At 70.4% G+C, this 21,121-nt stretch carries 21 protein-coding genes; 16 read left to right on the forward strand and 5 right to left on the reverse strand.

Going from position 1 to position 21,121, the window contains the following annotated elements; all coding sequences use genetic code 11:
- From ACLBX9_RS04530 to lptB, 5 genes are all read left to right on the forward strand, one after another.
- The coding region (locus ACLBX9_RS04530; protein WP_447718055.1) for a potassium transporter Kup at positions 1-1,875 on the forward strand (1,875 nt) is incomplete at its 5' end.
- 133 nt (positions 1,876-2,008) lie between these two features.
- The gene (htpG, locus tag ACLBX9_RS04535; protein ID WP_447718056.1) at positions 2,009-3,841 is read left to right on the forward strand and encodes a molecular chaperone HtpG; all 1,833 of its coding nucleotides are present in this window, start codon (positions 2,009-2,011) and stop codon (positions 3,839-3,841) included.
- A gap of 221 nt (positions 3,842-4,062) precedes the next feature.
- Positions 4,063-4,806 (forward strand): LPS export ABC transporter periplasmic protein LptC, encoded by a 744-nt coding sequence (gene lptC, locus ACLBX9_RS04540; RefSeq protein WP_447718057.1) that lies wholly within the window; start codon positions 4,063-4,065, stop codon positions 4,804-4,806.
- Positions 4,803-5,477, forward strand: coding sequence for an LptA/OstA family protein (locus tag ACLBX9_RS04545; RefSeq protein ID WP_010682718.1), 675 nt, complete (start codon positions 4,803-4,805; stop codon positions 5,475-5,477). The genes lptC and ACLBX9_RS04545 overlap by 4 nt, the downstream gene beginning before the upstream one ends.
- 8 nt (positions 5,478-5,485) lie before the next feature.
- Positions 5,486-6,343 carry an LPS export ABC transporter ATP-binding protein gene (gene lptB / locus ACLBX9_RS04550; RefSeq protein WP_010682719.1) on the forward strand — a complete coding sequence of 286 codons (858 nt, stop codon included), beginning with the start codon at positions 5,486-5,488 and terminating at the stop codon, positions 6,341-6,343.
- A 99-nt stretch (positions 6,344-6,442) separates the two neighbouring features.
- Here the strand turns inward: lptB and ACLBX9_RS04555 are convergent, their stop codons facing one another.
- Positions 6,443-7,594, reverse strand: coding sequence for a dimethylmenaquinone methyltransferase (locus ACLBX9_RS04555; protein ID WP_447718058.1), 1,152 nt, complete (start codon positions 7,592-7,594; stop codon positions 6,443-6,445).
- A gap of 184 nt (positions 7,595-7,778) precedes the next feature.
- Between ACLBX9_RS04555 and ACLBX9_RS04560 the strand changes: the two genes are divergently transcribed.
- From ACLBX9_RS04560 to ACLBX9_RS04580, 5 genes are all read left to right on the forward strand, one after another.
- Entirely contained in the window at positions 7,779-9,107 is a 1,329-nt protein-coding gene (locus tag ACLBX9_RS04560; protein ID WP_447718059.1) for an MFS transporter, read from the forward strand.
- A 258-nt stretch (positions 9,108-9,365) separates the two neighbouring features.
- Positions 9,366-10,469 (forward strand): helix-turn-helix transcriptional regulator, encoded by a 1,104-nt coding sequence (locus tag ACLBX9_RS04565; protein ID WP_447718060.1) that lies wholly within the window; start codon positions 9,366-9,368, stop codon positions 10,467-10,469.
- Positions 10,470-10,552: 83 nt separating this feature from the next.
- Positions 10,553-10,753 (forward strand): glycine zipper 2TM domain containing protein, encoded by a 201-nt coding sequence (locus tag ACLBX9_RS04570; protein ID WP_010682723.1) that lies wholly within the window; start codon positions 10,553-10,555, stop codon positions 10,751-10,753.
- 222 nt (positions 10,754-10,975) lie between these two features.
- A complete protein-coding gene (locus ACLBX9_RS04575; RefSeq protein ID WP_447718061.1) occupies positions 10,976-11,506 on the forward strand; it encodes an N-acetyltransferase family protein in 531 nt (176 codons plus the stop codon).
- A 216-nt stretch (positions 11,507-11,722) separates the two neighbouring features.
- Positions 11,723-12,349 carry a DUF2147 domain-containing protein gene (locus ACLBX9_RS04580; protein ID WP_447718062.1) on the forward strand — a complete coding sequence of 209 codons (627 nt, stop codon included), beginning with the start codon at positions 11,723-11,725 and terminating at the stop codon, positions 12,347-12,349.
- Between the two features lie 7 nt (positions 12,350-12,356).
- Here the strand turns inward: ACLBX9_RS04580 and ACLBX9_RS04585 are convergent, their stop codons facing one another.
- Entirely contained in the window at positions 12,357-13,580 is a 1,224-nt protein-coding gene (locus ACLBX9_RS04585) for a serine hydrolase domain-containing protein (protein WP_447718063.1), read from the reverse strand.
- A gap of 80 nt (positions 13,581-13,660) precedes the next feature.
- A complete protein-coding gene (locus ACLBX9_RS04590; protein ID WP_447718064.1) occupies positions 13,661-14,167 on the reverse strand; it encodes a DUF427 domain-containing protein in 507 nt (168 codons plus the stop codon).
- 115 nt (positions 14,168-14,282) lie between these two features.
- Here ACLBX9_RS04590 and otsB point away from each other — a divergent pair, with 115 nt between their 5' ends.
- The 4 genes from otsB (at position 14,283) to ACLBX9_RS04610 (ending at position 16,804) form a co-directional block, all read left to right on the forward strand.
- Positions 14,283-15,026, forward strand: coding sequence for a trehalose-phosphatase (gene otsB / locus ACLBX9_RS04595; RefSeq protein WP_447718065.1), 744 nt, complete (start codon positions 14,283-14,285; stop codon positions 15,024-15,026).
- Between the two features lie 77 nt (positions 15,027-15,103).
- Positions 15,104-16,111 (forward strand): glucokinase, encoded by a 1,008-nt coding sequence (locus ACLBX9_RS04600; RefSeq protein ID WP_447718066.1) that lies wholly within the window; start codon positions 15,104-15,106, stop codon positions 16,109-16,111.
- Between the two features lie 67 nt (positions 16,112-16,178).
- Positions 16,179-16,421, forward strand: a complete 243-nt coding sequence (locus tag ACLBX9_RS04605) for a type II toxin-antitoxin system Phd/YefM family antitoxin (RefSeq protein WP_010682730.1) — start codon at positions 16,179-16,181, stop codon at positions 16,419-16,421.
- On the forward strand, positions 16,418-16,804 hold the full coding sequence (locus ACLBX9_RS04610; protein WP_039892364.1) for a type II toxin-antitoxin system VapC family toxin: 387 nt from the start codon (positions 16,418-16,420) through the stop codon (positions 16,802-16,804). The genes ACLBX9_RS04605 and ACLBX9_RS04610 overlap by 4 nt, the downstream gene beginning before the upstream one ends.
- Before the next feature lie 78 nt (positions 16,805-16,882).
- Here the strand turns inward: ACLBX9_RS04610 and ACLBX9_RS04615 are convergent, their stop codons facing one another.
- Positions 16,883-18,355, reverse strand: coding sequence for an MFS transporter (locus tag ACLBX9_RS04615; RefSeq protein WP_010682732.1), 1,473 nt, complete (start codon positions 18,353-18,355; stop codon positions 16,883-16,885).
- A gap of 158 nt (positions 18,356-18,513) precedes the next feature.
- Between ACLBX9_RS04615 and ACLBX9_RS04620 the strand changes: the two genes are divergently transcribed.
- Both ACLBX9_RS04620 and ACLBX9_RS04625 read left to right on the forward strand, forming a co-directional pair.
- Positions 18,514-18,804, forward strand: a complete 291-nt coding sequence (locus tag ACLBX9_RS04620; RefSeq protein WP_244625653.1) for a hypothetical protein — start codon at positions 18,514-18,516, stop codon at positions 18,802-18,804.
- A 442-nt stretch (positions 18,805-19,246) separates the two neighbouring features.
- Entirely contained in the window at positions 19,247-20,188 is a 942-nt protein-coding gene (locus ACLBX9_RS04625; protein WP_010682734.1) for a 2-hydroxyacid dehydrogenase, read from the forward strand.
- 24 nt (positions 20,189-20,212) lie between these two features.
- Here the strand turns inward: ACLBX9_RS04625 and ACLBX9_RS04630 are convergent, their stop codons facing one another.
- Entirely contained in the window at positions 20,213-21,106 is an 894-nt protein-coding gene (locus tag ACLBX9_RS04630) for a LysR substrate-binding domain-containing protein (protein WP_010682735.1), read from the reverse strand.
- Between the last annotated feature and the right edge of the window lie 15 nt (positions 21,107-21,121).

Below are 21,121 nucleotides of genomic sequence, written 5' to 3' on the forward strand. Positions count from 1 at the left end.
GCGCTGGGTGTGGTGTACGGCGACATCGGCACGAGCCCGCTCTACGCGTTCAAGGAGGCGGTGAAGGCGGCGACCAGCGGGGGCGCCTCGGTGCCGGCGGCGGCCACGGGCGCGGTGTCGCTGATCCTGTGGTCGCTGATCCTGATCGTGTCGCTGAAATACGCGGTGCTGATCCTGCGCGCCGACAACCGGGGCGAGGGCGGCATCGTGGCCATGCTGGCGCTGCTCGGGGCGCGGCAGGCGCGCCCGGGCACGTGGAAGGCGCTGCTGCTGGTGGTGGGCCTTGTGGGCGCGGCGCTGCTCTACGGCGACGGGGCGATCACGCCGGCGATCTCGGTTCTGTCGGCGATCGAGGGCCTGAAGGTCGATGCGCCGGCGCTCGGACCCTACGTGGTGCCGATCACGCTGGTGATCCTGATCGGGCTGTTCCTGGTGCAGCACAAGGGCGTGGCCGCCATCGGCCGCGTCTTCGGCCCCATCATGCTGGTCTGGTTCGTGGTGCTGGTTCTCCTCGCTATCCCGAGCATCCTGCGCACGCCGGAGATCCTGGGAGCAGCCAATCCCTGGCGGGCGGTGGACTTCCTGGTCCATGCCGGCTGGCATGTGAGCTTCCTGATGCTGGGGGCGGCGTTCCTGGCGGTGACGGGCGGCGAGGCGATGTACGCCGATCTCGGCCATTTCGGCGCCCCGGCAATCCGCATCGCGTGGTTCGTCCTCGTGCTGCCGGCGCTGCTCATCCACTATTGCGGCCAGGGGGCTCTTGTCATCGCCGACCCGGCCGCCATCGAGAACCCGTTCTATCTGCTCGCCCCCGACTGGGCGCATTACCCGCTGGTGGCGCTGGCCACGATGGCGACCGTGATCGCCTCGCAGGCGGTAATTTCGGGCGTCTATTCGCTGACCCAGCAGTCGATCCAGCTCGGCTTCATGCCGATGATGCGGGTGGTCCACACCGACCGGGACGAGCGCGGCCAGATCTACGTGCCCGCCGTCAACTGGCTGCTTGCTGCCGCGACGCTGACGGCCGTCGTGGTCTTCGGTTCGTCGGACGCGCTGGCGGGCGCCTACGGCATCGCGGTCTCGGCGCTGATGGGCATCACCACGCTGCTCGCCGCGCTGATCGCGCTCCGGTGGGGCTATAATCCGATCTTGGTCGTCGCGGTGAACGGCTTCTTCCTCGCCATCGACAGCGTGTTCTTCGCCGCCAACAGTGTGAAGCTGTTCGAGGGCGGCTGGTTTCCGCTGCTGCTCGCCGCCGCCGTCGCTTTCCTGATGCTGACCTGGATGAAGGGCAACCACGTCCTGGAATCCGTCCGCCAGACCATGCGCATGTCGGAGGCCACGTTCCTGACGCGCCTCGCCACGCACCCGCCGGTCACGCTGCCCGGCACCGCGGCGTTCCTGACGGCCGCCACCGAGGGAATCCCGATGGCGCTCGGCCGCCTGCTGGAGCGCAGCCGCTGTCTCCACGAGCGGATCCTGCTGATCACCGTGCTGTACGAGGAGGAGCCCGTGATCCCCGCGAGCGAGCGGGCGCAGGTCACCCTGGTGGCCCAGGGCATCCGCAAGGCGATCTCCAAGTACACGCCCGGCATGGAGCGCGTCGTCCTGCGCTACGGCTTCATGCAGACCGCCTCGATTCCCGAAGGCCTGCAATGCGCCGTGGCCAGTGGCCTGCTGCCGCCGGAATACCTGGAGGACATGACCTACTTCGTCGGCCACGAGGTGGTGATCCCGTCGCCGAGCAATCCCGGCATGGCGACGTGGCGCGAGGGCCTGTTCGCCTTCATGAAGCGCAACGCCGAGCGCACCGGCGCTCATTTCGGCCTGCCGACCCGGCAGATCGTCGAGGTGGGAACCGAGATCGAGATCTGACTTCTCGAGGCACACAGGAACACGCCGCGAAGCGGCACCTGCCTGCCCGCAGCCGCCCGGCCTGCGCATTGCAAACGGCGTCGTTCGCCAGCATATCGCCTCCGCCATTTTCCCCACAGCGGAGACACCACCCGTGAGCGAGACGACCGAGCGGCACGAATTCGGGGCGGAGGTCGGACGCCTCCTCGACCTCGTCGTGCACGCGCTCTACTCCGACCGCGAGATTTTCCTGCGCGAACTCGTCGCCAACGCCGCCGACGCCATGGACCGGCGGCGGTTCGAGGCCCTCACCTCGGCGGCGAGCGCCCTGCCGCCGGACGCCAAGGTCCGCATCGCCCCCGACAAGGAGGCGCGGACCCTGACCGTCTCGGATGCCGGCATCGGCATGACCAAGGAGGATCTCGCCACCAACCTCGGCACCATCGCGCGGTCCGGCACCCGGGCCTTCTCGCAGACGCTCGAATCCGCCAAGGCCGAGGATCGGCCGAGCCTGATCGGCCAGTTCGGCGTCGGCTTCTACTCGGCCTTCATGGTCGCCGACCGGGTGACCGTCACGTCGCGCCGTGCCGGCAGCGACGAGGCCTGGACCTGGGCCTCGGAGGGGCAGGGCAGCTACACGCTGGAGCCCGCGACGCGGTCCGAGCCCGGCACCGACATCGTGCTGCACCTCAAGGAAGACGCCGACGAGTACCTGGAGCCCTACCGGCTCGACCACCTCGTGCGGAAATGGGCGGACTTCATCACCGTGCCGATCGCCGTCGTGCGCGACGGCAAGGACGAATCGGCCAACCAGGCCACCGCCCTCTGGCGCAAGCCCAAGTCCGAGGTCACCGAGGAGCAATATGAGGAATTCTACCGCTCCGTCGGCATGAACTTCGACAAGCCCTGGGCGACGCTGCACTGGCGCGCCGAGGGACAGCTCGAGTTCTCCGCGCTGCTGTTCATTCCCGGCGCGAAGCCCTTCCAGGCCCTCGACAACGACCGGCAGAGCAAGGTCCGGCTGCACGTGCGGCGGATGTTCATCACCGACGAGGCGGAGCTGCTGCCGCCGTGGCTGCGCTTCGTCCAGGGCGTGGTCGATACCGAGGACCTGCCCCTCAACGTCTCCCGCGAGATGCTGCAGTCGACGCCGGCGCTCGCGCGGATCCGCCGGGCGGTGACCGGCCGCGTCGTCTCAGAACTCGCCACCCGGGCCAAGGACGCGGAGGGCTATCAGCCGTTCTGGGAGAATTTCGGCGCCGTCCTCAAGGAGGGCATCTACGAGGATTTCGAGCGCCGGAGCGAGATCGCGCCGCTCCTGCGCTTCCGCTCCTCGGCGGCGGAGGGCTGGACCTCGCTGCCCGACTACGTGTCCCGGATGAAGGACGGGCAGGAGGCGATCTACTACCTCGTCGCCGACGATGCCGAGGCGCTGAAGTCGTCGCCCCAGCTCGAGGGATTCAAGGCGCGGGGCCTGGAGGTGCTGCTCCTCTCCGATCACGTCGACGCCTTCTGGCCGGACCAGCTCGGCACCTTCGAGGAGAAGCCGCTCCGCTCGATCACCAAGGGCGGGCTCGACCTCTCGAAATTCGCCTCGGACGGCGAGCAGCCGGCGGCCCCGGATGGGATCGACGCCTTCGTGGCTGCCGTGAAGACGGCGCTCGGCGCTGAAGTCTCGGACGTGCGCACCACGGACCGGCTGGTCGATTCGGCGGTGGTCCTCTCGGCCGGCACCGGCGGTCCCGATCTGCAGATGCAGCGGCTGATGCGCCGGGCCGGACGTCCCGGCGCCGGTCAGCCGGTCTTGGAGATCAACCCGCGCCACCCGCTGATTCGCGCCTTGGCTTCGGCTCCAGAAGCCGAGCTGCCGCAGGCGGCTGGCACGCTGCTCGATCTCGCCCGGATCCAGGATGGTGACAGCCCCCGCGATCCGGCCGCCTTTGCCCGGACGGTGGCGGCGGCTCTGGCTGCGGCCCGCGGCGCCTAGAAGAAGGGGGACACACGCGGCGGGAATGCTGCCCGCCGCGTGTGTCTCCACACACATCCGTTCCCGATGATTGCGGGTTCGGTTGATCATTCGGAAATGGTCAAGCCATAACTTCGCCACCGGTCGGGCGCATGCCCGCTCGATGGCGCGGGCGCGGTGGGGGCCGCAGGCGTCTCAGCCGAACCCTTTCGCGCGCATCGGGCGCGCCTCACGGACGCTGCATGAACCCGGTCGAGGCTCAAGCCGGCAACGGACAGGCGGTCGCGGCGGCGCGGACGCGGGCACATGCCCAGGCCTACCGCCACAGCGGCCGCGTGCGCGCGATGCGTCGCCTGATCCCGGTCGCCGCCGGCGGCTCGGTGGTGGCGCTGCTCGCCTACCTGTTCAATCCCTTCGCGGCCAATCTTCCGGGTGTCTCGGTCGGGCCTGTGACCCTCGCCGGCTCCAAGGTTCGGATGGAGAATCCGCGGCTCGCCGGCTTCCGGCAGGGCACGCGCGGCTACGAGGTGACGGCCGACGCCGCTCTGCAGGACGTGCGCAAGCCGAGCCAGATCGAGCTCCAGCAGATGCGCGGCCACATCGCCACCGACGACCAGGGTGGCGTGGCCCGGCTCTCGGCCGCCTCCGGCCTGTTCGACACGGCCCGCGAGGCCCTCGACCTCAAGGACGACATCCGGATCTGGACCGACAAGGGCGAGGAGGCGCGGCTGCGCTCCGCCGCCGTGACGTTCAAGACCGGCGCGATCAGCTCGCAGGAACCCGTCGTCGTGTCGAGCCCGCGGGCCACGGTGAACGCCGACACCCTCGACGTGGTGGAGAGCGGCAAGCGGATCTCCTTCGTCGGCAACGTCCACGTGGTCATCGTGAACGACGATGAGGTGGCCAAACCGGGCGACAGGCCGTCCGAGAAGGTGCCCTTGCGCATCCAGACCTCGGACGCGCAGCCGGCGGACGGCACCCGATGAGCGCTGCCCGAATCCTCTGCGCCGTCCTGGCGGCGGGGCTGATGCTCGGCGGCCCGGCGCTCGCCGAAAAGTCGGCGGCGCGCAAGGACTCGCCCTTCGGCAATATCGGCGGCGGCGGCAAGGACCCGATCAAGATCGACGCCGACCGGCTCGACGTGTTCGACAGGGAGAACCGGGCGGTCTTCGCCGGCAACGTGGTGGCCGTGCAGGGCGACAGCACGATCCGGTGCTCGACCATGACGGTCACCTACAAGCGCGGCAAGGACACGCCCGGCAAGGCCGCCAAGGGCGAGATCGCGGAGGCGTCCGAGGCGGCCCCGCCCCGCAATCCGGCGGAGAACGGCATCCAGAAGGTCGATTGCGCCGGCCCGGTGACGGTGGTGCAGAAGGATCAGGTCGCCACGGGCGACCATGCGGAATTCGACCAGGACGCGAAGCGGATCGTTCTGACCGGCAACGTCGTGCTCAGCCAGTGCCAGAACGTCACCCGCGGGCAGCGGCTGGTCTACGACATGAACACCGGCCGCGCCAACATGGACCCGGTGCCGGGCGGGCGCGTCTCGGCCCTGTTCGTGCCGGGCGAGAAGGCCGAGGCCAAGGACGGCAAGGGCAAGGGCTGCACGCAGCCGCCGGCGGGTCCGTCGGCGAAGCCGCGGACACAGGTCAATTGAGCGGCGCCGTGGCATTCCAGGCTGGTCCGCAACCATCCGCGGGCCGCGCGACATGGCTCGGCCGCCTGTTCGGCCGGCACGCGCGACAGCAGGACGATCCCGTCATCGGGGCGGATGGCTGGTCGGCCGCCGACGCAGGCGGCCCCGGTATCCTGAGCGTGCGCGGCCTGCGCAAGAGCTACGGCGCCCGCACGGTGGTCCACGAGGCGGGGCTCACGGTCCGCACCGGCGAGGCGGTCGGCCTGCTCGGACCGAACGGCGCCGGCAAGACCACGATCTTCTACATGATCACCGGGCTGGTGGCGGCCGACCGCGGCGATATCACCCTGGACGGCCTGCCGATCACGCATCTGCCCATGTACCAGCGGGCCCGGCTCGGGATCGGATACCTTCCGCAGGAGGCCTCGATCTTCCGCGGGCTGACCGTGGAGGACAACATCCGCGCCGTGCTGGAGGTGGCGGAGCCCGACCGCAAGGAGCGGGCGCGCAAGCTCGACGCCCTGCTGGAGGAGTTCGATATCGCCCGCCTGCGCAAGTCGCCCTCGATCGCGCTCTCGGGCGGCGAGCGGCGCCGCTGCGAGATCGCCCGGGCGCTCGCTTCCTCGCCGACCTTCATGCTGCTGGACGAACCCTTCGCGGGCATCGATCCGATCGCGGTGGGTGACATCCAGGACTTGGTGAAGCACCTCAAGCAGCGCGGCATCGGCGTGCTGATCACCGACCACAATGTCCGCGAGACGCTCGGCCTCATCGACCGGGCCTACATCGCCCATTCCGGCCGAATCCTCACCGAGGGCACGCCCGAGGAGATCGTCGCGAACCCCGAGGCGCGGCGCCTGTATCTCGGCGAGGATTTCAGGCTCTGAACCGGTTCTCCGGTCCAGGGCACAAGGTATCCCCGTCTGCGCGAAGAGAGCGAGGCGAATCAGGCCTCGCGACGACGGCGCGACCGGGGCGGCGACCGCTTACCCCTTCCAGTTCTTCAGCGCCGCGAACGGGCTGTCCGACCCGGCGGGCTTCTCGGGATTGAGCACCGGTTCCACCTGGGCAATCGCGTCCGCCATCGAGAAGGCCGAGCCGCTCTGAAGTCGGCCGCCCGCCGCGTCCCTGTGGCCGCCGCCGCGGAACAGCCGGGCGCCGTCGAGCGCCGTGCTGTCGTTCGAGCGGAACGACAGCGTGCCCATCCGCTGGACGTTGACCACGCGCTTGGCCCGCCCCGCATCCATGATCAGGTCGGAGACCCGCTGGAAGGTCCCCGCGTCGAGGGCGAAGGACAGGAGCGTGCCGTCCTTGAGCGGGCGGAAGAGGGCGTCCGATCGTGCGAGCGCCCGGGCGAGCCGCATGCGCGTGGTGAGCGCCGGATCGTCGTCGGGAGCGTCTCGAAGCAGGGCGTCGACCACGCCGGTGCGGATCGCCGTGGCGCGCCGCTCCAGATCGGCCGGGTCCGCGCCATCCCGCAGGGCTGCGGCGGCCGCGAGCAGAATGTCGGACACGAAGCGGTCGTGCCAGGGATGACCGACCGGCACGTAGCTGGAGACCACGTCCCAGAACAGCTCGTCCAGCGCGAGGCCGCCGCGGAAGGCCGGGCTCTCCTTCCGCCAGAGGTCGAGGGCGTCCACCGCCGTGAGGAAGCTCGCGAGATCCGTCGCGGGCTCCTGCGCGGCGAAGAGCGCCCGGTGTTCGTAGGTCATCCGCGTCGCGCAGATGTCCTCCTCGATGAGGATCGCGATCTCGGGGTCGTTCAGGTCGATCCGGTGGAGGCCCGGGCGCGCCGGGTCGGCGGCCGGCTCCAGGCCCATGCGCCGCAGCTGGTCCAGCGACGAGGCATGATGATCGAGAACGACGAGGCGGTGCTTCCGGCCCTCCTCGCGGCGGCGGTTCAGGGCGGCGAACTTCTTCAGTCCCGCGATCGTCTGCTCCTCCAGGCCGAGGTCGGTCATCAGCAGGATCTCGCTCTCGGCCGCGCGACCGAGACGCTTGATTTCGTCCTCGAAGACCGGGCCGACATCGCTGTAGCGGGGCACGTGCACGACGCGGTCGACCGGCGCGCAGGCGGCCGCCACCGTGGAGGCACCGTAGCCGTCGAGGTCGTGGTGGGTGATCTGGGTCAGGCGCAACGGTGCTGTCTCGAACGGTGAGGGTGACGGGCGGTCTACGACGCCCCGCGCCGCGAGGCGAGGGGCGACGGACTCTTCCCCCCGATCCGGTTCGGTGCAGAATGGGACCGGGCCCTCACGAGTCGCGCGCGACCGGTGGGACCCTGGAGACCCCGAAGGGGCCCGTCAGCTTGGGGAGGATACGATGGCCGAGGATACGATGGTCACGGCCGCGACGCCGCGCCTCCGGCGTATCCAGACGATCTCGCTCGCGCTCCTCGTGACGGCGGGCGTCGTCAACTACGTCGACCGCGCCACCCTGGCGGTGGCCAACCCGCTGATCCGCGAGGATCTCGGCCTCTCCATCCCCGACATGGGGCTGCTGCTCTCGGCGTTCCTGTGGGCCTACGCCTTCGCGCAGCTCCCCGCGGGCGCCCTGGCCGACCGGCTCGGCCCGCGCCTGACGCTCACCCTCGGCCTCACCTGCTGGTCCCTGGGCCAGATGCTCGGCGGCGCCGTGACGTCGTTCTGGCAGTTCGTGAGCGCGCGGATCGTGCTCGGTGTCGGCGAGGCGCCGCACTTCCCCACCTGCGCCCGGGTCTCCCGCGACTGGTTCAACATCCGCCAGCGCGGCACCGCCACGGGGATCTGGAACTGCGCCTCGTCGCTCGGCACCTTCCTGGCCCTGCCGCTGCTCACCTTCCTGATGGTGAGCTTCGGCTGGCGGGCGATGTTCGTGATCATGGGTATCGCGGGGCTCGGGCTTGCCGCCATCGTCTACCTCGTGTTCCGCAACCCGAGGGAGACCGACCTGACGCCGGGGGAGCGCGCCTTCCTGGAGGAGGGCGATGCGCCGAACGCGAGCCGAGCGGTCACCTGGAGCGCGTGGCGGCGGCTGTTCGGGTTCCGCACCAGCTGGGGCATGATCGTCGGCTATTTCGGCTGCATCTACATGACGTGGCTCTACACCGCGTGGCTGCCGAGCTACCTTGAGATCGAGCGGCACTTCACCCTGCAGAAGACCGGCCTGGTCGGCTCGATCCCGTTCGCGTTCGGGGTCTTGGGCGGGATCCTCGGCGGCCGCGTGGTGGACGTGCTGGTCCGGCGCGGCGTCGACCCGATCCGCAGCCGCAAGATCCCGATGGTCGCATCCCTGGTGTCGACCGCGGCCTTCACCGTGGTGGCCGCCCTGACGCCGAGCGACACGCTCGCCATCGCCTGCATCTCGGCCTCGCTCTTCCTCGTCTACATGAGCTCGTCGTCCGCCTGGGCGATGGCCTCCGTGGCGGCGCCCGCGAGCTGCACCGCCTCGCTCGGGGCGATGCAGAATTTCGGCGGCTATATCGGCGGCGCCCTGGCTCCGACCGTCACCGGCTTCATCGTCGGCGGGACCGGCCATTTCTCCATGGCCTTCATCACCGGCGCCGCGATCGCCCTGGTGGCCGCCCTCGGCTACTGGACCCTGATCCAGGAACCGATCGCCGAGGAGGTACCGGCGGCCCCCGTCATGGGCGGTCTGCACGCGGCGCCCTGAGGCGATCCTGGTGTCACGCGTGCCCCGCGGCGATGCTGGGGCGAGCGTTGCGGGCCGGCTCGATCAGTCGGTCCGGCCTCCGGAGCCGGCACACGGTGGCGAGGGCCTCTGGCTGACCAGATCTTCGGAGATCAGCGGACGATTGCGCGAGCACGAATATACGATCTACATTCGTGCCGATCGGTGGCGCGTATTTGGGATGGGATCTGGGCGGCCTCATGCTGATCGGCAGGATCCGGCGGCTCGGAAGCAGGTCCGATGCCCGGCCTGATCCGCGATCCTGTCGCGCGCTTGCGCGACGATCTCGAGGCCGGGTTCCAGCAAGATCTCGAAGAGGCGGTGTTCGACGCCGCGCGCTGGCCGGATCTGATCGAGCGGGCCTCGCGTGCCTCCGGCAGCGAGGGAGCCCTGCTCCTCCGCTCGGATCGGATGGGGCTCGACGCGATCCACACGCCGTCCCTGGACGATGCCGCGCAACGCTACTTCGGCGAGGGCTGGTACCGCGAGGATTATCGCCTGCGCGGCCTGCCGTTCATGCGCACGCGCGGCATCGCGGTCGATCAGGACTTCACCACGCCGGAGGAGATCGCGCGGCTGCCCTTCTATCAGGATCTGCTCGCATCCCGCGGCCTGCGCTGGTTCGCGGGGATCGGCTTCGAGGTGAAGGGTCGGCTGTGGTGCCTGTCGCTCCAGCGGACGGTGGCGCAGGGCCCCTACGAGCCGCACGAGCAGGAACGGTTGGCGACCCTGTCGCCGCTTCTGCGGCGTGCCGGCCTGCTCACCGCGATCGTCGAGAAGGCCCGTCTGGCCGGGCTGACGCAGGCCTTCGAGGTCATCGAGCGGGCCGCACTCGTGCTCGACTCCGAGGGCCGCGCGCTCCGCTGGAACGAGGCGTTCGGGGCGTTGCTCGGCACGGATCTGAAGCTCGCCGGCGGGCGACTGGTTGCGGAGGATCCAGAAGCGGCGCGTCACCTGGAGGCTCTGGCGCGCCCGTACGGCCGGCCGCCGTTCTCCGCCGTGGCGGTGGAACGCCGGGACGCGCCGCCGATGGTGCTCCATGTCGTCCCGCTGGTCGGGCCGAGCCGCGGACTGTTCGCGGGCGGATGCACGCTGCTCCTGGCGCGGGTTCCGGGGGCCGCCACCGTACCGGCCGCGGCGCTTCTTCAGGTCGCCTACCGGCTCACACCCGCGGAGGCGCGGCTGGCCCAGGCCCTGTCCGGAGGCACGTCGCTCGCCGAGGCGGCGTCCCGCTACGCGATCACCGCCGCGACCGCGCGCTCACAGCTCAAAGCGATCTTCGCCAAGACCGGAGCGACCCGCCAATCCGATCTGGTCCGGCTGGTGACGGGGCTCGCGCGCTGACCGGACAACCCGTCGTGACCGGCGATTGCGGAACGGGTCCGGGCGCGGAGCCGTTTCGACAGGGACAACAGGAGAAACCCGCGATGACCCATCGGATTGCACTCGTCTCCGCGCTGACCATCGGCGCCCTGCTGGCCGGCGCGCCGGCCGAAGCGAAGGGATGCCTCAAGGGCGCGGTCGTCGGCGGCGTCGCCGGGCACATGGCCGGCCACGGCAAGATGGGCGCCGCCGCGGGCTGCGCCGTCGGCCACCACAACGCCAACAAGAAGGCGAAGCAGGGCTGATCGGACCCGCATTCCCTCTCGGCTGAAGGCCGGTCGCAGCGTCGAGCCCGGCGCCGACCTTCATGATACCGAAGCCGGATCCCCAGCCAGGATCCGGCTTCGCTGCGTCAGGCTCGCCGGCAAACCGGCCCTTCCTCGCGGCGCCCGTCCTCGTCCGCCGCAATGCGCCGCAATGCGCCCGGCGCATTGCCGGACCAGAGCGGTCTCGCATATCCTGGCGCCGTGACAGACGCGATACGCCCAGCGAATGTGGCCGACCTCCCGGCCATCACGGCGATTTACGGCGAGGCCGTCGCCACCACCACGGTCAGCTTCGAGACCGAGCCCCCGGGCGTAGACGAGATGGCCCGACGCTTCGCCCTCCTGCGCGACGGCGGTTTTCCCTATCTCGTCGCCGAGCGGGACGGCACAGTCGCCGGCTACGCCTATGCCGGCCCCTACCATCAGCGCGCCGCCTATCGATCCACCGTCGAGGATTCGATCTATGTCGCGCGCACCTTCCGGGGCGGTGGGGTCGGCCGCGGCCTGCTGGCGGCGCTGATCACCGCCTGCGAGCGCATCGATTGCCGGACGATGGTCGCCGTGATCGCCGAGAGCGGCTCTCCCGCTTCGGTCGCGCTGCATGCGAGCCTCGGCTTCACGCCGGTCGGCACCCTGGCGTCAGTCGGCTACAAGCACGGACGCTGGCTCGACGTGACGCTGATGCAGCGACCCCTCGGGCCCGGTCGGGGCGCGCCGCCGACGCGGACCTGACGGGTCCCGGACGCCCGGCCGGACCCGCCGCGCCGCTTCAGCCCTAAGCTGCGTTGTCATGATGCGGACAACTTCGCGCGGGAGAGGGCGGGCATGAAGCGCATGCCCGCCCGGCGCGGGCGCGAGGACGCGGGCAAATGACTCCGACCGCACGCGAACGGTTTTCGCGAAGGCGGTCGAGTCTCCATCACGGCGCGCGAGGCAAGGAGTTCGGGAATGAGGTTGTCTTCGATCGGCCGCCGGGTCGCGCCCCTCGCGGTTCTGGCGGCCGCGGCTCTGGCGGGTCCGGCGCACGCCGCGACCCCGACCGACCCCAGCGGCACCTACCTCACGGAGGATGGCCGCGCGCGCGTTCGCCTCGAGAAGTGCGGGACCGCCGGTGACCGCCTGTGCGGATACGTGGTCTGGCTGAAGGTCCCGCTCAACGAGAAGGGCGAGCCGCGGATCGATTTCAAGAATCCCGATCCGAAGAAGCAGACCCGTCCGTCGCTCGGCCACCAGCTCATCATGGGGCTGAAGCCGAACGCCGACGCCCATTACGAGGGCAAGATCTACAACTCCGAGGATGGCAAGTCGTACGACGTCACCATCTGGACGGACAAGCCCGGCGAACTCACCGTCCGCGGCTGCCTGATCGCGTTCCTGTGCAAGTCGCAGACTTGGAACAAGGTGACCGATCTCGCTCCGGGACAGCTCGCCGGTCCGACCAACGGCCCGAGCGGTCCGCACAGCGATCCGGAATTCGCCGGGCCGGCCGCCGCCACAGCCGGCGCGAGGCCGACCGCGAAGGCCGGCGCCAAGCCGGCCCCAAAGCCGGCCGCCGCGCCGCCGGCCCAGGAGTGAGCGGGGCTCAGTCCGTCAGCGCCGCGTAGGTCAGGACGCGCAGCTCGCGTCGGATCGGCAGCGCCGAGGACGGCACGAGCTGTGTCATCAGCACCACCGACAGGTCCTCGGCGGGGTCGATCCAGAACGCCGTCGAGGCCAGGCCGCCCCAGGCGACCTCGCCCGGTGTGCCCAGGATCTGGGCCCGCGCCGGGTCGAGCATCACCGAGAAGCCGAGGCCGAAGCCGATCCCCGTGTAGGACGTCTCGGCGAAGCGCGGCGTGCCCATCGCGGCGAGGTCGCCGGACAAGTGGTTGGCCAGCATCAGATCGACCGTCTTTCGGCCGAGGAGCCGGGTCCCGTCGAGCGTCCCGCGGTTGAGGATCATCCGGCAGAATCGCTGGTAGTCGGCCGCCGTGGAGACGAGGCCGCCGCCACCGGAGGCGATGGCGGGGGGCTGGGCGAAGGCCGTCTCCACCGAATCGTCGAAGAGGCTCAGCCGGCGCTCGCGATCGTAGATGTAGGTCGCACAGAAGCGCGGCATCCGCTCGGGGCGGACGTGGAAGTCCGTGTCGGCCATGCCGAGCGGGGCGATGACGTTCTCGAGAAGGTAGTCGGCGAAGGGCCGGCCGCTCAGCACCGCCACGTACTGGCCCAGGACGTCGGTGGCGACGCTGTAATTCCAGGCGCTGCCGGGCTGCGCGAGCAGCGGCATCCTGGCCACGCGGCCGGTCATCTCGGCGAGCGTGCCCTCGCGCGCCAGGAAGTCGATGCCCTGCGCCCGGTACTGCGCGTCGACCAGCGTCGCCTCCATGAAGCCGTAGGTCAGGCCGGCCGTGTGGGTGAGGAGGTCGCGGACGGTGATCGGCCGGCGTGCCGGCTCTGTCTCGAGCTTCGCACGGTTGCCGCCGACGGCGACGCGCATCTCGGCGAATTCGGGCAGCACCCGCGAGACCGGGTCGTCGAGCTGGAACAGACCCTGTTCGTAGAGCTGCATCACCGCCACCGAGGTGAGCGGCTTGGTCATCGAGTAGATCCGCGTCACCGTGTCGAGGGTGAACGGCGTCTCGCGGGCAAGGTCCGCCTGACCGCAGGCGCGCGCGAACGCCACCCGACCCCGCCGCGCCACCGACACCGAGAGGCCGGCGAGGCGTCCCTCCGCCACGAGCCGGTTCATCCAGGGCCCGATCCGGGCGAGCCGCTCCGCGCTGAAACCCGCGCCTGTCGGATCGATGTCGGTCAATGCGCTCATCCTGTCTCGCTCGCGCCCACGCTCGGTCGGCCGTCGCCCGATGGTTAGGGTGTGGCGGGGCAAAAATCACCCATCGGGCATTACCAGCCCATCGTGCCCGGACCGCCCTTGAACGGACCGACGATGCCCGGCGTGATCCAGCCGCCGTAGAAGCTCCCGGGCTGGGGCGTGACCCGGGCCTCGCCGACGAAGCAGGCATCCATCGGGCCGGCATAGAAGGCGATGTAGCCCGCGAGGTCGCGGAATGCCGGTGTCGGATCGGGGTAGGTCCAGGCGGCTCCGGGTGCGCGGCGGTCCCCGCCCTGCACGTCGAACAGCACGGCCTGCCCCTTCCACTCGCAGATGCCGCCGCGCCGCGGGCTCGCCAGGGCGCCGGCCGCGACGGCGTCCGGCGGGAGATAGTAGGTCGGCGGATGGGAGGTCTCGAGGACGCGGAAGCCGGCTTCTGTCTCGGCGATGACGCCGCCGAGCATCACGCGCAGCCGCACCGTCACCGGCTCCAGGCGCGGCGGGCGCGGATAGGCCCAGACGCTCTCCTCGCCGGGCCCGGCCGGATCCGGATCGGGCCGTGTCGCCGTCCACATCATATCGAACCTCGCGCAAATCGCTCGCGCGGCGATATAGGGCGGTGCGCGCCCGGTTTGTCGGCGCGCCGCCCCGTGCTAGCCCCGCGCCGACGCTCAAGCCACGGAACTGCCCGCGATGGACATCGCCCTCTTCCTCGACTTCGACGGCACCCTCGCCGAGATCGCGCCGCGGCCGGACGCCGTACAGGTTGAGCCCGGGCTCGTGGAAACCTTGGAGCGGCTCCGCGGCCGCCTCGACGGCGCGCTGGCGATCGTGACGGGCCGGCCCGTCTCGGTGATCGACGGTTTCCTGGCGCCGGCCCGCCTCGATGCGGCGGGCCTCCACGGTGTCGAGCGTCGGATCGCCGGCGCGATCAGCGGCGGACGGGCAGAGGATCACCCGGATCTGCGGCGACAGGTGGAGCGCCTGCACGCGGAGAGCGGCGCGCTGGCGAACGTGCTGATCGAGGACAAGGGCGCCTCGGTGGCGGTCCACTGGCGGCTGGCGAGCCCGGACGATGCCGGTCGGGCCGAGGCGCTGGTGAAGGCGGCGGCCGAGACCCTCGGAGGAGCGTACCGCCTGCAGCTCGGCAAGGCGGTCGGCGAGATCGTTCCGGCGCAGGCCACCAAGGCCCACGCCATCCGGGCCTTCATGGAGCAGGCCCCCTATGCCGGACGGATCCCCGTCTTCCTCGGGGACGACCGGACCGACGAGATCGCCTTCGCGTCGGTGACGGAGGATGGCGGCGTCGCCGTCCGCGTGGGCGACGGCGAGACCGCCGCGAGCCGGCGCCTGCCCGACCCGGCCGCCGTCCGCGCGCTGCTGCGCGCCTGGGCCGAGGGCGGCGCCATCGATCCCGAGGTGCTGCCGCCAGCCTGAGGATGCCCTATCATCGCAACCGCAGGGATGGGCACGCGTCCTGCCTGCACCGGACCAGCTAGCAGGGACACCTTTCGATGTTCGAATTCCCGGTCCTGGTCGGCGACATCGGCGGCACCAATGCGCGCTTCGGCCTGATCGAGAAAAGCGGCGACCAGCCGCGGCTTCTCTCGCACGAGGCCACGGCCGACCATGCCGACCCGTCGAGCGCCATCAAGGCCTCCCTTGCCAAGAGCGAGGACCGGTCCCCGGCACCGCGTTCGGCGATCCTGGCCATTGCCGGGCGGGTCGACGGGCCTGAGATCCAGCTGACGAACGCCCACTGGAAGATCGCCGGTCAGCGCATCGCCGAGGATTTCGGACTCGCCTCGGCGGTGGTGGTGAACGATTACGTGCCGGTCGCGGCCGGAGCCGCCGACATCGAGCCGCACGACCTCTCGCCGGTGGGGCCGTGTCCGCCGGTGCCGGGCGGCGCCCGGGTTGTGCTCGGGCCGGGGACGGGCTTCGGCGCGGCGGCGCTGGTGCCCTATTCCGCGCATCTCGCGATCGTGTCCACGGAGGCCGGGCACACCGATTTCGGGCCGGCCGAAGCGTTCGAGGAGAAGGTCTGGCACGCGCTGGAGCGGGTCGAGGATCGGATCACCGTGGAGGCGGTGCTGTCCGGGCCGGGGCTGTCGCGGCTGCACGCGGCGGTGGCGCATGTCCGCACCGGGAGGCCGCACGAGAAGATCGATCCGGCGGCGGTGACGGAGGCCGGGCTCAACGCCTCCGATCCCCATGCCGCCGAGACGCTGGAGCTGTTCGGCCGCCTGCTCGGCCGCGTCTGCGGCGACCTCGCCCTGACCTTTCTGGCCACGAGCGGCGTCTACATCGGCGGCGGCATCGCGCCCCGGATCCTCAAGGTCCTGCAGGAGAGCGGGTTTCGCGACGCCTTCGAGCGCAAGGCCCCCTTCGCCGACATGATGCGCAAGATCCCGACGAGCGTCATCACCGTCCACGATCCCGCCTTCCGGGGCCTCGCGGCCCTGGCGAACCAGGGCGCGAAGTTCGTCTACCACGGGCAGGTGTGGCGGAAGGAGAGCTGAGCGACTATCATCCGGCCGCGCGCCGCAGCTCGAACTGCCAGACGCGCAGCGCCCACGGACGGGTTCGATGCGCACGATCACTCTGGACGAGGCGGAGACCGACCTGTCCCGGCTCGTCGATCAGGCCGCCTCGGGCGACGCGTTCATCATCGCCCGGGATGGCAAGCCTTTGGTCCGGGTCGTCCCGTTCGAGGGGCCGCACGCCCCCGGAAAGCAGCGGATCGGCTTCCTGGCAGACCGCGTGCGCGTTCCGGACGACTTCGACGAGATGGGCCGTTCCGGGATCGAAGCGCTGTTCGAGGGCCGGTGAGCCATCTGCTCGACACCCATATCCTGCTCTGGGCTGCCGCGGGATCGGATCGCCTCCCCGGTGCCGCCCGCGCCCTGATCCAGGAACCCATGAACACGCTGGTGTTCAGTGCAGCCAGTCTCTGGGAAATCGCGATCAAGAGCGGATTGGGGCGAGCTGACTTCCGGGTCGATGTCCGTCTCCTGCGCGATGGTTTATTGAGCCACGGATATGTCGAGCTGGCTGTGACAGGAGTTCACGCGGCCACCGTCGCGACCCTTCCTGCGATCCACCGGGACCCGTTCGACCGTCTCCTCATCGCCCAGGCCATGGTGGAGGGGCTCGAGCTCGTGACGGCCGACAGCATCGTCGCACGGTACGGCGCGACGATTCGGCTCGTCTGAGGTGGACTGCAAGGCCTCGGGCGCAGCCGCGCCGTGAGAAGGCACGGCTCGGCGCAACACCCTTGAAGGACCAGACACTCACGCCGCGGCCAGCGGCTTCGACACCTCCTCCAGCGACTTGCCTTCGGCGGCCGTCCCCCAGATCCCGCCGACGACCGCGGCGACCAGCATGAGCACGGCGCCGAGCCCGTAGCCGAACAGCACCCAGTCGCGCGATCCGGTCTCCACCAGGGTCCCGAACAGGAGCGGGCCCGACACGCCGCCGATGCCCGTACCCACCGCGTAGAAGGCCGCGATCGCCAGCGCCCGGATCTCGAGCGGGAAGGTCTCGGAGACCGTGAGATAGGCCGAACTCGCCGCCGCCGAGGCGAAGAAGAACACCACCATCCAGGCTCCCGTCTGGCCGACCGCCCCGAGCACGTCGAGTCGGAACAGCAGGCCGACGCCGGCGAGCAGCAGCGCCGAGATGCCGTACGTGAAGGCGATCATGGTGCGCCGGCCGATCGTGTCGAACAGCCGCCCGAGGAGAAGCGGGCCGAGGAAGGATCCTAGCGCGAAGGGCAGCAGGTACCAGCCGACATGGTTGCCGGGCACGTCGTAGAAGCGTTCCAGCACCAGCGCGTAGGTGAAGAACAGCGCGTTGTAGAAGAAGGCCTGCGCGATCATCAGCGCGAGGCCGACCATCGTCTCCTTGCGGCTCGTGACGAACAGCGCCTTGAACACCTCCGACAGCGGGGTGTGGTCGCGGGTGCGGACCTTCATGCGCTTACTCTCGTCCACCGGAGGCAGGGTGACGCCCTCGTCGGTGAAGCGCTTCTCGATGCCGGTGACGACCCGATCGGCCTCCGCGGCGTAGCCGTGGGTGGCGAGCCAGCGCGGGCTCTCGGGAATCCAGGTGCGCAGCAGCAGGATCACGAGGCCGATCGCGCCGCCCGTGAAGAAGGCGACGCGCCAGCCCCAGGCCGGGTCGATCACTTCGGGCTTCAGCAGAACGATCGACATGAACGAGCCGAGCGCCGCGCCGATCCAGAACGACCCGTTGATGACGAGGTTGGTCCAGCCGCGGACCCGCGCCGGGACCAGCTCCTGGATGGTCGAGTTGATGGCCGTGTACTCGCCGCCGATCCCCGCGCCCGTGAAGAAGCGGAAGAGACAGAAGCTCCAGATGTTCCAGGACAGACCGGTGGCTGCCGTGGCGACCAGGTAGAGGGCCAGCGTGATGAAGAACAGCTTCTTGCGGCCGATCCGGTCGGTGAGCCAGCCGAAGCCGATCGCGCCGGTGACGGCGCCCACCAGATAGCAGGAGGCGGCGAGCCCGACGTCGAACTCCGAGAAGGACATCGGCGGCTGGCGCAGGGCGCCCACGAGGGAACCGGCGAGCGTCACTTCGAGCCCGTCCAGCACCCAGGTGATGCCGAGCGCGACGATGACGAGGACGTGGAAGCGGCCCCAGGGGAGGCGGTCGAGGCGGGCGGAGATGTCGGTGTCGATCACACGGCCGATTTCCGCCCGCTCCGGGGTCCCGGAGCCTCCCTCGACCTTGCTCGCCATGCCCGCACGCCCTCCCGGTCTGTTGTTTACCCTGCCTGAACAGCCCGCATTTACCGCGACCGGAGGCAGGTGTTGGCAACGACTTGGGAATCGATTCGGTTCGATCCCGTCTTCATTGGCGGCGCGCAGAACAGAGGCGTCCACGCGGTGCCTTGCCCATGCCTCCTCGTCCTGCCCCCTTCCTCCTCCGGCCCCTGTGCCGTTTCGCGATGCTCGCCGCGATGATCGTAGCCGGCCTCGCCACAGTCCCGACGGAGGGCGCCGACCGCCACCTCGAGCGGCCCAAACCCCGCATCCAGATGCCGGCCGCCGACCGCTGGCGTCTGCGCCCCGCTGAGCCGGTGACACCGAGCACGACGGGCAGCATCCGCGGCCGGGCCGAAGTCCAGGCTCCAGCCGAGCGCCGCAACGTCCGTCTCGTCTACCCGGCGCTGATCGAGCCCCGCTGATCCGGCCTTCGGGCGGCGGGCCGAAGTTCGAGAGGATGTTGAACGAGCAGTCCGGCATCCGCCCGCGCCTTCGCTCCCACTCCGCGCACGGGGTTGAACACCTTAGAAAAGTCGTCTCCGTCTCCATGATCTCCGACCTGAGATCTAACCCCGTCATTCCGGATCGCCAAAGGCGAGCCCGGAATCCAGAACCGCTGTCAGTGCAGGTTCCGGGTGCGGTGGCGGATCTGGATTCCGGGCTCCGCTGCGCGGTCCGGAATGACGGGGAAGCGGTGGTGATCCGTCTTCACCAATCCGAAGGCGCGCGACTATCGGGATCCGGCAGGCGCGCACGGCAGCCTTCAACCCCCTCCAACATGCCCTCGACGATCCGCGCGCGCTCAGGCACAGCCCCTGCGTCGTCTCCGGTGGATGACGGGTTCGGGTCGGCGCGGAGTATCGGATGGCAGAGCCAATCGCCCTCGTGGGGTGCAAGAGCCCGGGTCAGGAAGCGGAATACCTGGGCATCCTGTCGGCCGCGATGCCCGAGGAACGCCTCATCCCGTTCCGCGCGATGGGCGAAGCGGACCGTGCGGCGGCCCGGGTCGCCGTCGTGGCCAATCCCGATCCGGCCGAGGTCGCGGCGCTGCCGGGTCTCGTCTGGGTCCAGAGCCTGTGGGCCGGCGTCGAGAAGCTCGTCGGCGCCTTCGACCGGCCGCTGCCGATCGTCCGGCTCGTGGACCGGGAGATGGCGCGGACCATGGCCGAGGCGGTGCTCGCCTGGACCTACTACCTGCAGCGCGACATGCCGGCCTATGCGCGCCAACAAAGTGCGCGGATCTGGAAGCCGCACCCCTACCGCAAGCCCGCGGACACGACGGTCGGCCTGCTCGGCCTGGGCGCGCTGGGGACAGCGGCGGCGGACCGGCTCCTCGGCGCCGGGTTCACCGTGGTCGGCTGGAGCCGCTCGCCGAAGGCCGTGCCCGGCATCGAGTCGTTCCACGGTTCAACCGGCCTTCCGGAGATGCTCGGCCGCTGCGACATCCTCGTCTGCCTGATCCCGCTGACGCCGGAGACGCGGGGCCTCGTCGACGCCGGGTGCCTGTCGGCGCTGAAGCCCGGCGCGGCGCTGATCAACTTCGCCCGTGGGCCGATCGTGGTGGCTGGGGATCTCTGTGCGGCCCTCGATTCCGGGCACCTCTCCCACGCCGTCCTCGACGTGTTCGATCAGGAGCCGCTGCCGGCGGACTCGCCGCTGTGGTCCCATCCCGGCATCACGGTGCTGCCGCACGTCTCGGGCCCGACCGACATGGAGTCGGCCGCCGCCACGGTGGCGGCGAACCTGCGGGACTACCGCCGGACCGGACAGCCACCACAGGGCGTCGACGCCGCGCGCGGGTATTGAGAGCGGCCGCGGCGAGCCGCGCGCTCAGAGCTTCGGAAAGACCGCCGCCAAGTGGTCGATCAGCGCGCGCACGGCCGGCGGCAGCCCGCGCCGGGTGGTGAACACGAGATGGACGATGCCGGGCGCGCTGCGCCAGTCCGGGAGGACATGCACCAGCCTGCCTGAGGCGATGGGCTCGGCGCAGGCATGGTCGGGCAGGAAACCGATCCCGATCCCTGCCGCGGCCGCTTCGCAGACAGCCGCGAAGTCGCCGCAGGTCATGCGCGGCTCGTGGCGGACCGCGTATCGCGTCCCGTCCTCCCGCTCGAGCCGCCACGTGATCTCACCCGGGTCGTCGCTCGTGCCGAGCGTGGGGAAGGCCGCGAGGCCGGCGATGTCGGCACCCAGCCGGCTGGCGAGCTGCGGGCTCGCCACCAGGATCCATCGCGAGAGCCCGAGCGAGCGCATGGTCAGCGAGGCGTCGCTGGTCAGGTCCCGCCGCACCCGCAGCGCTACGTCGATCCGCTCCTCGATCAGGTCGACCGCCCGGTCGGTGGCGATGAGCTGCAGCCGGACCTTCGGGTACCGGATGAGAAAGACGCGCAGGCTCGCCGACACGACCTCGGTCAGCCCCGTCGGGCAGCTCAGGCGGATCCGCCCGTGCGGTTCGGACTGCGCCTCGGCGACGAGCGCTTCGGCGCGCTCGGCCTCCAGCATCATGGCCCGGCAGCGCTCGTAGAAGCTCTGGCCAACCTCGGTCACGCGGAACCGCCGGCTCGATCGCTCGATCAGCCGCACGCCGAGGCGCGTCTCCAGCGCCGCGATCCGGCGGCTGAGCTTCGATTTCGGCTCGCGCAGGGCGCGTCCGGCCGCCGCGAAGCCGCCATGGGCCACGACCTCGGCGAAGTAGGCGTAGTCGTTCAGATCCGCGCGCGCCATCGTTCCTCTGATGGA

The sequence above is a fragment of the Methylobacterium sp. A49B genome (assembly GCF_053346215.1).

Excerpts from the sequence above, each read along its gene's own strand:
- lptC (WP_447718057.1), top strand. The coding sequence starts at position 4,063 with ATGAACCCGGTCGAGGCTCAAGCCGGCAACGGACAGGCGGTCGCGGCG.
- ACLBX9_RS04545 (WP_010682718.1), top strand. The coding sequence starts at position 4,803 with ATGAGCGCTGCCCGAATCCTCTGCGCCGTCCTGGCGGCGGGGCTGATG.
- ACLBX9_RS04560 (WP_447718059.1), top strand. The coding sequence starts at position 7,779 with ATGGCCGAGGATACGATGGTCACGGCCGCGACGCCGCGCCTCCGGCGT.
- ACLBX9_RS04565 (WP_447718060.1), top strand. The coding sequence starts at position 9,366 with ATGCCCGGCCTGATCCGCGATCCTGTCGCGCGCTTGCGCGACGATCTC.
- ACLBX9_RS04570 (WP_010682723.1), top strand. The coding sequence starts at position 10,553 with ATGACCCATCGGATTGCACTCGTCTCCGCGCTGACCATCGGCGCCCTG.
- ACLBX9_RS04580 (WP_447718062.1), top strand. The coding sequence starts at position 11,723 with ATGAGGTTGTCTTCGATCGGCCGCCGGGTCGCGCCCCTCGCGGTTCTG.
- ACLBX9_RS04585 (WP_447718063.1), bottom strand. The coding sequence starts at position 13,580 with ATGAGCGCATTGACCGACATCGATCCGACAGGCGCGGGTTTCAGCGCG.
- ACLBX9_RS04590 (WP_447718064.1), bottom strand. The coding sequence starts at position 14,167 with ATGATGTGGACGGCGACACGGCCCGATCCGGATCCGGCCGGGCCCGGC.
- otsB (WP_447718065.1), top strand. The coding sequence starts at position 14,283 with ATGGACATCGCCCTCTTCCTCGACTTCGACGGCACCCTCGCCGAGATC.
- ACLBX9_RS04600 (WP_447718066.1), top strand. The coding sequence starts at position 15,104 with ATGTTCGAATTCCCGGTCCTGGTCGGCGACATCGGCGGCACCAATGCG.
- ACLBX9_RS04605 (WP_010682730.1), top strand. The coding sequence starts at position 16,179 with ATGCGCACGATCACTCTGGACGAGGCGGAGACCGACCTGTCCCGGCTC.
- ACLBX9_RS04615 (WP_010682732.1), bottom strand. The coding sequence starts at position 18,355 with ATGGCGAGCAAGGTCGAGGGAGGCTCCGGGACCCCGGAGCGGGCGGAA.
- ACLBX9_RS04620 (WP_244625653.1), top strand. The coding sequence starts at position 18,514 with ATGCCTCCTCGTCCTGCCCCCTTCCTCCTCCGGCCCCTGTGCCGTTTC.
- ACLBX9_RS04625 (WP_010682734.1), top strand. The coding sequence starts at position 19,247 with ATGGCAGAGCCAATCGCCCTCGTGGGGTGCAAGAGCCCGGGTCAGGAA.
- ACLBX9_RS04630 (WP_010682735.1), bottom strand. The coding sequence starts at position 21,106 with ATGGCGCGCGCGGATCTGAACGACTACGCCTACTTCGCCGAGGTCGTG.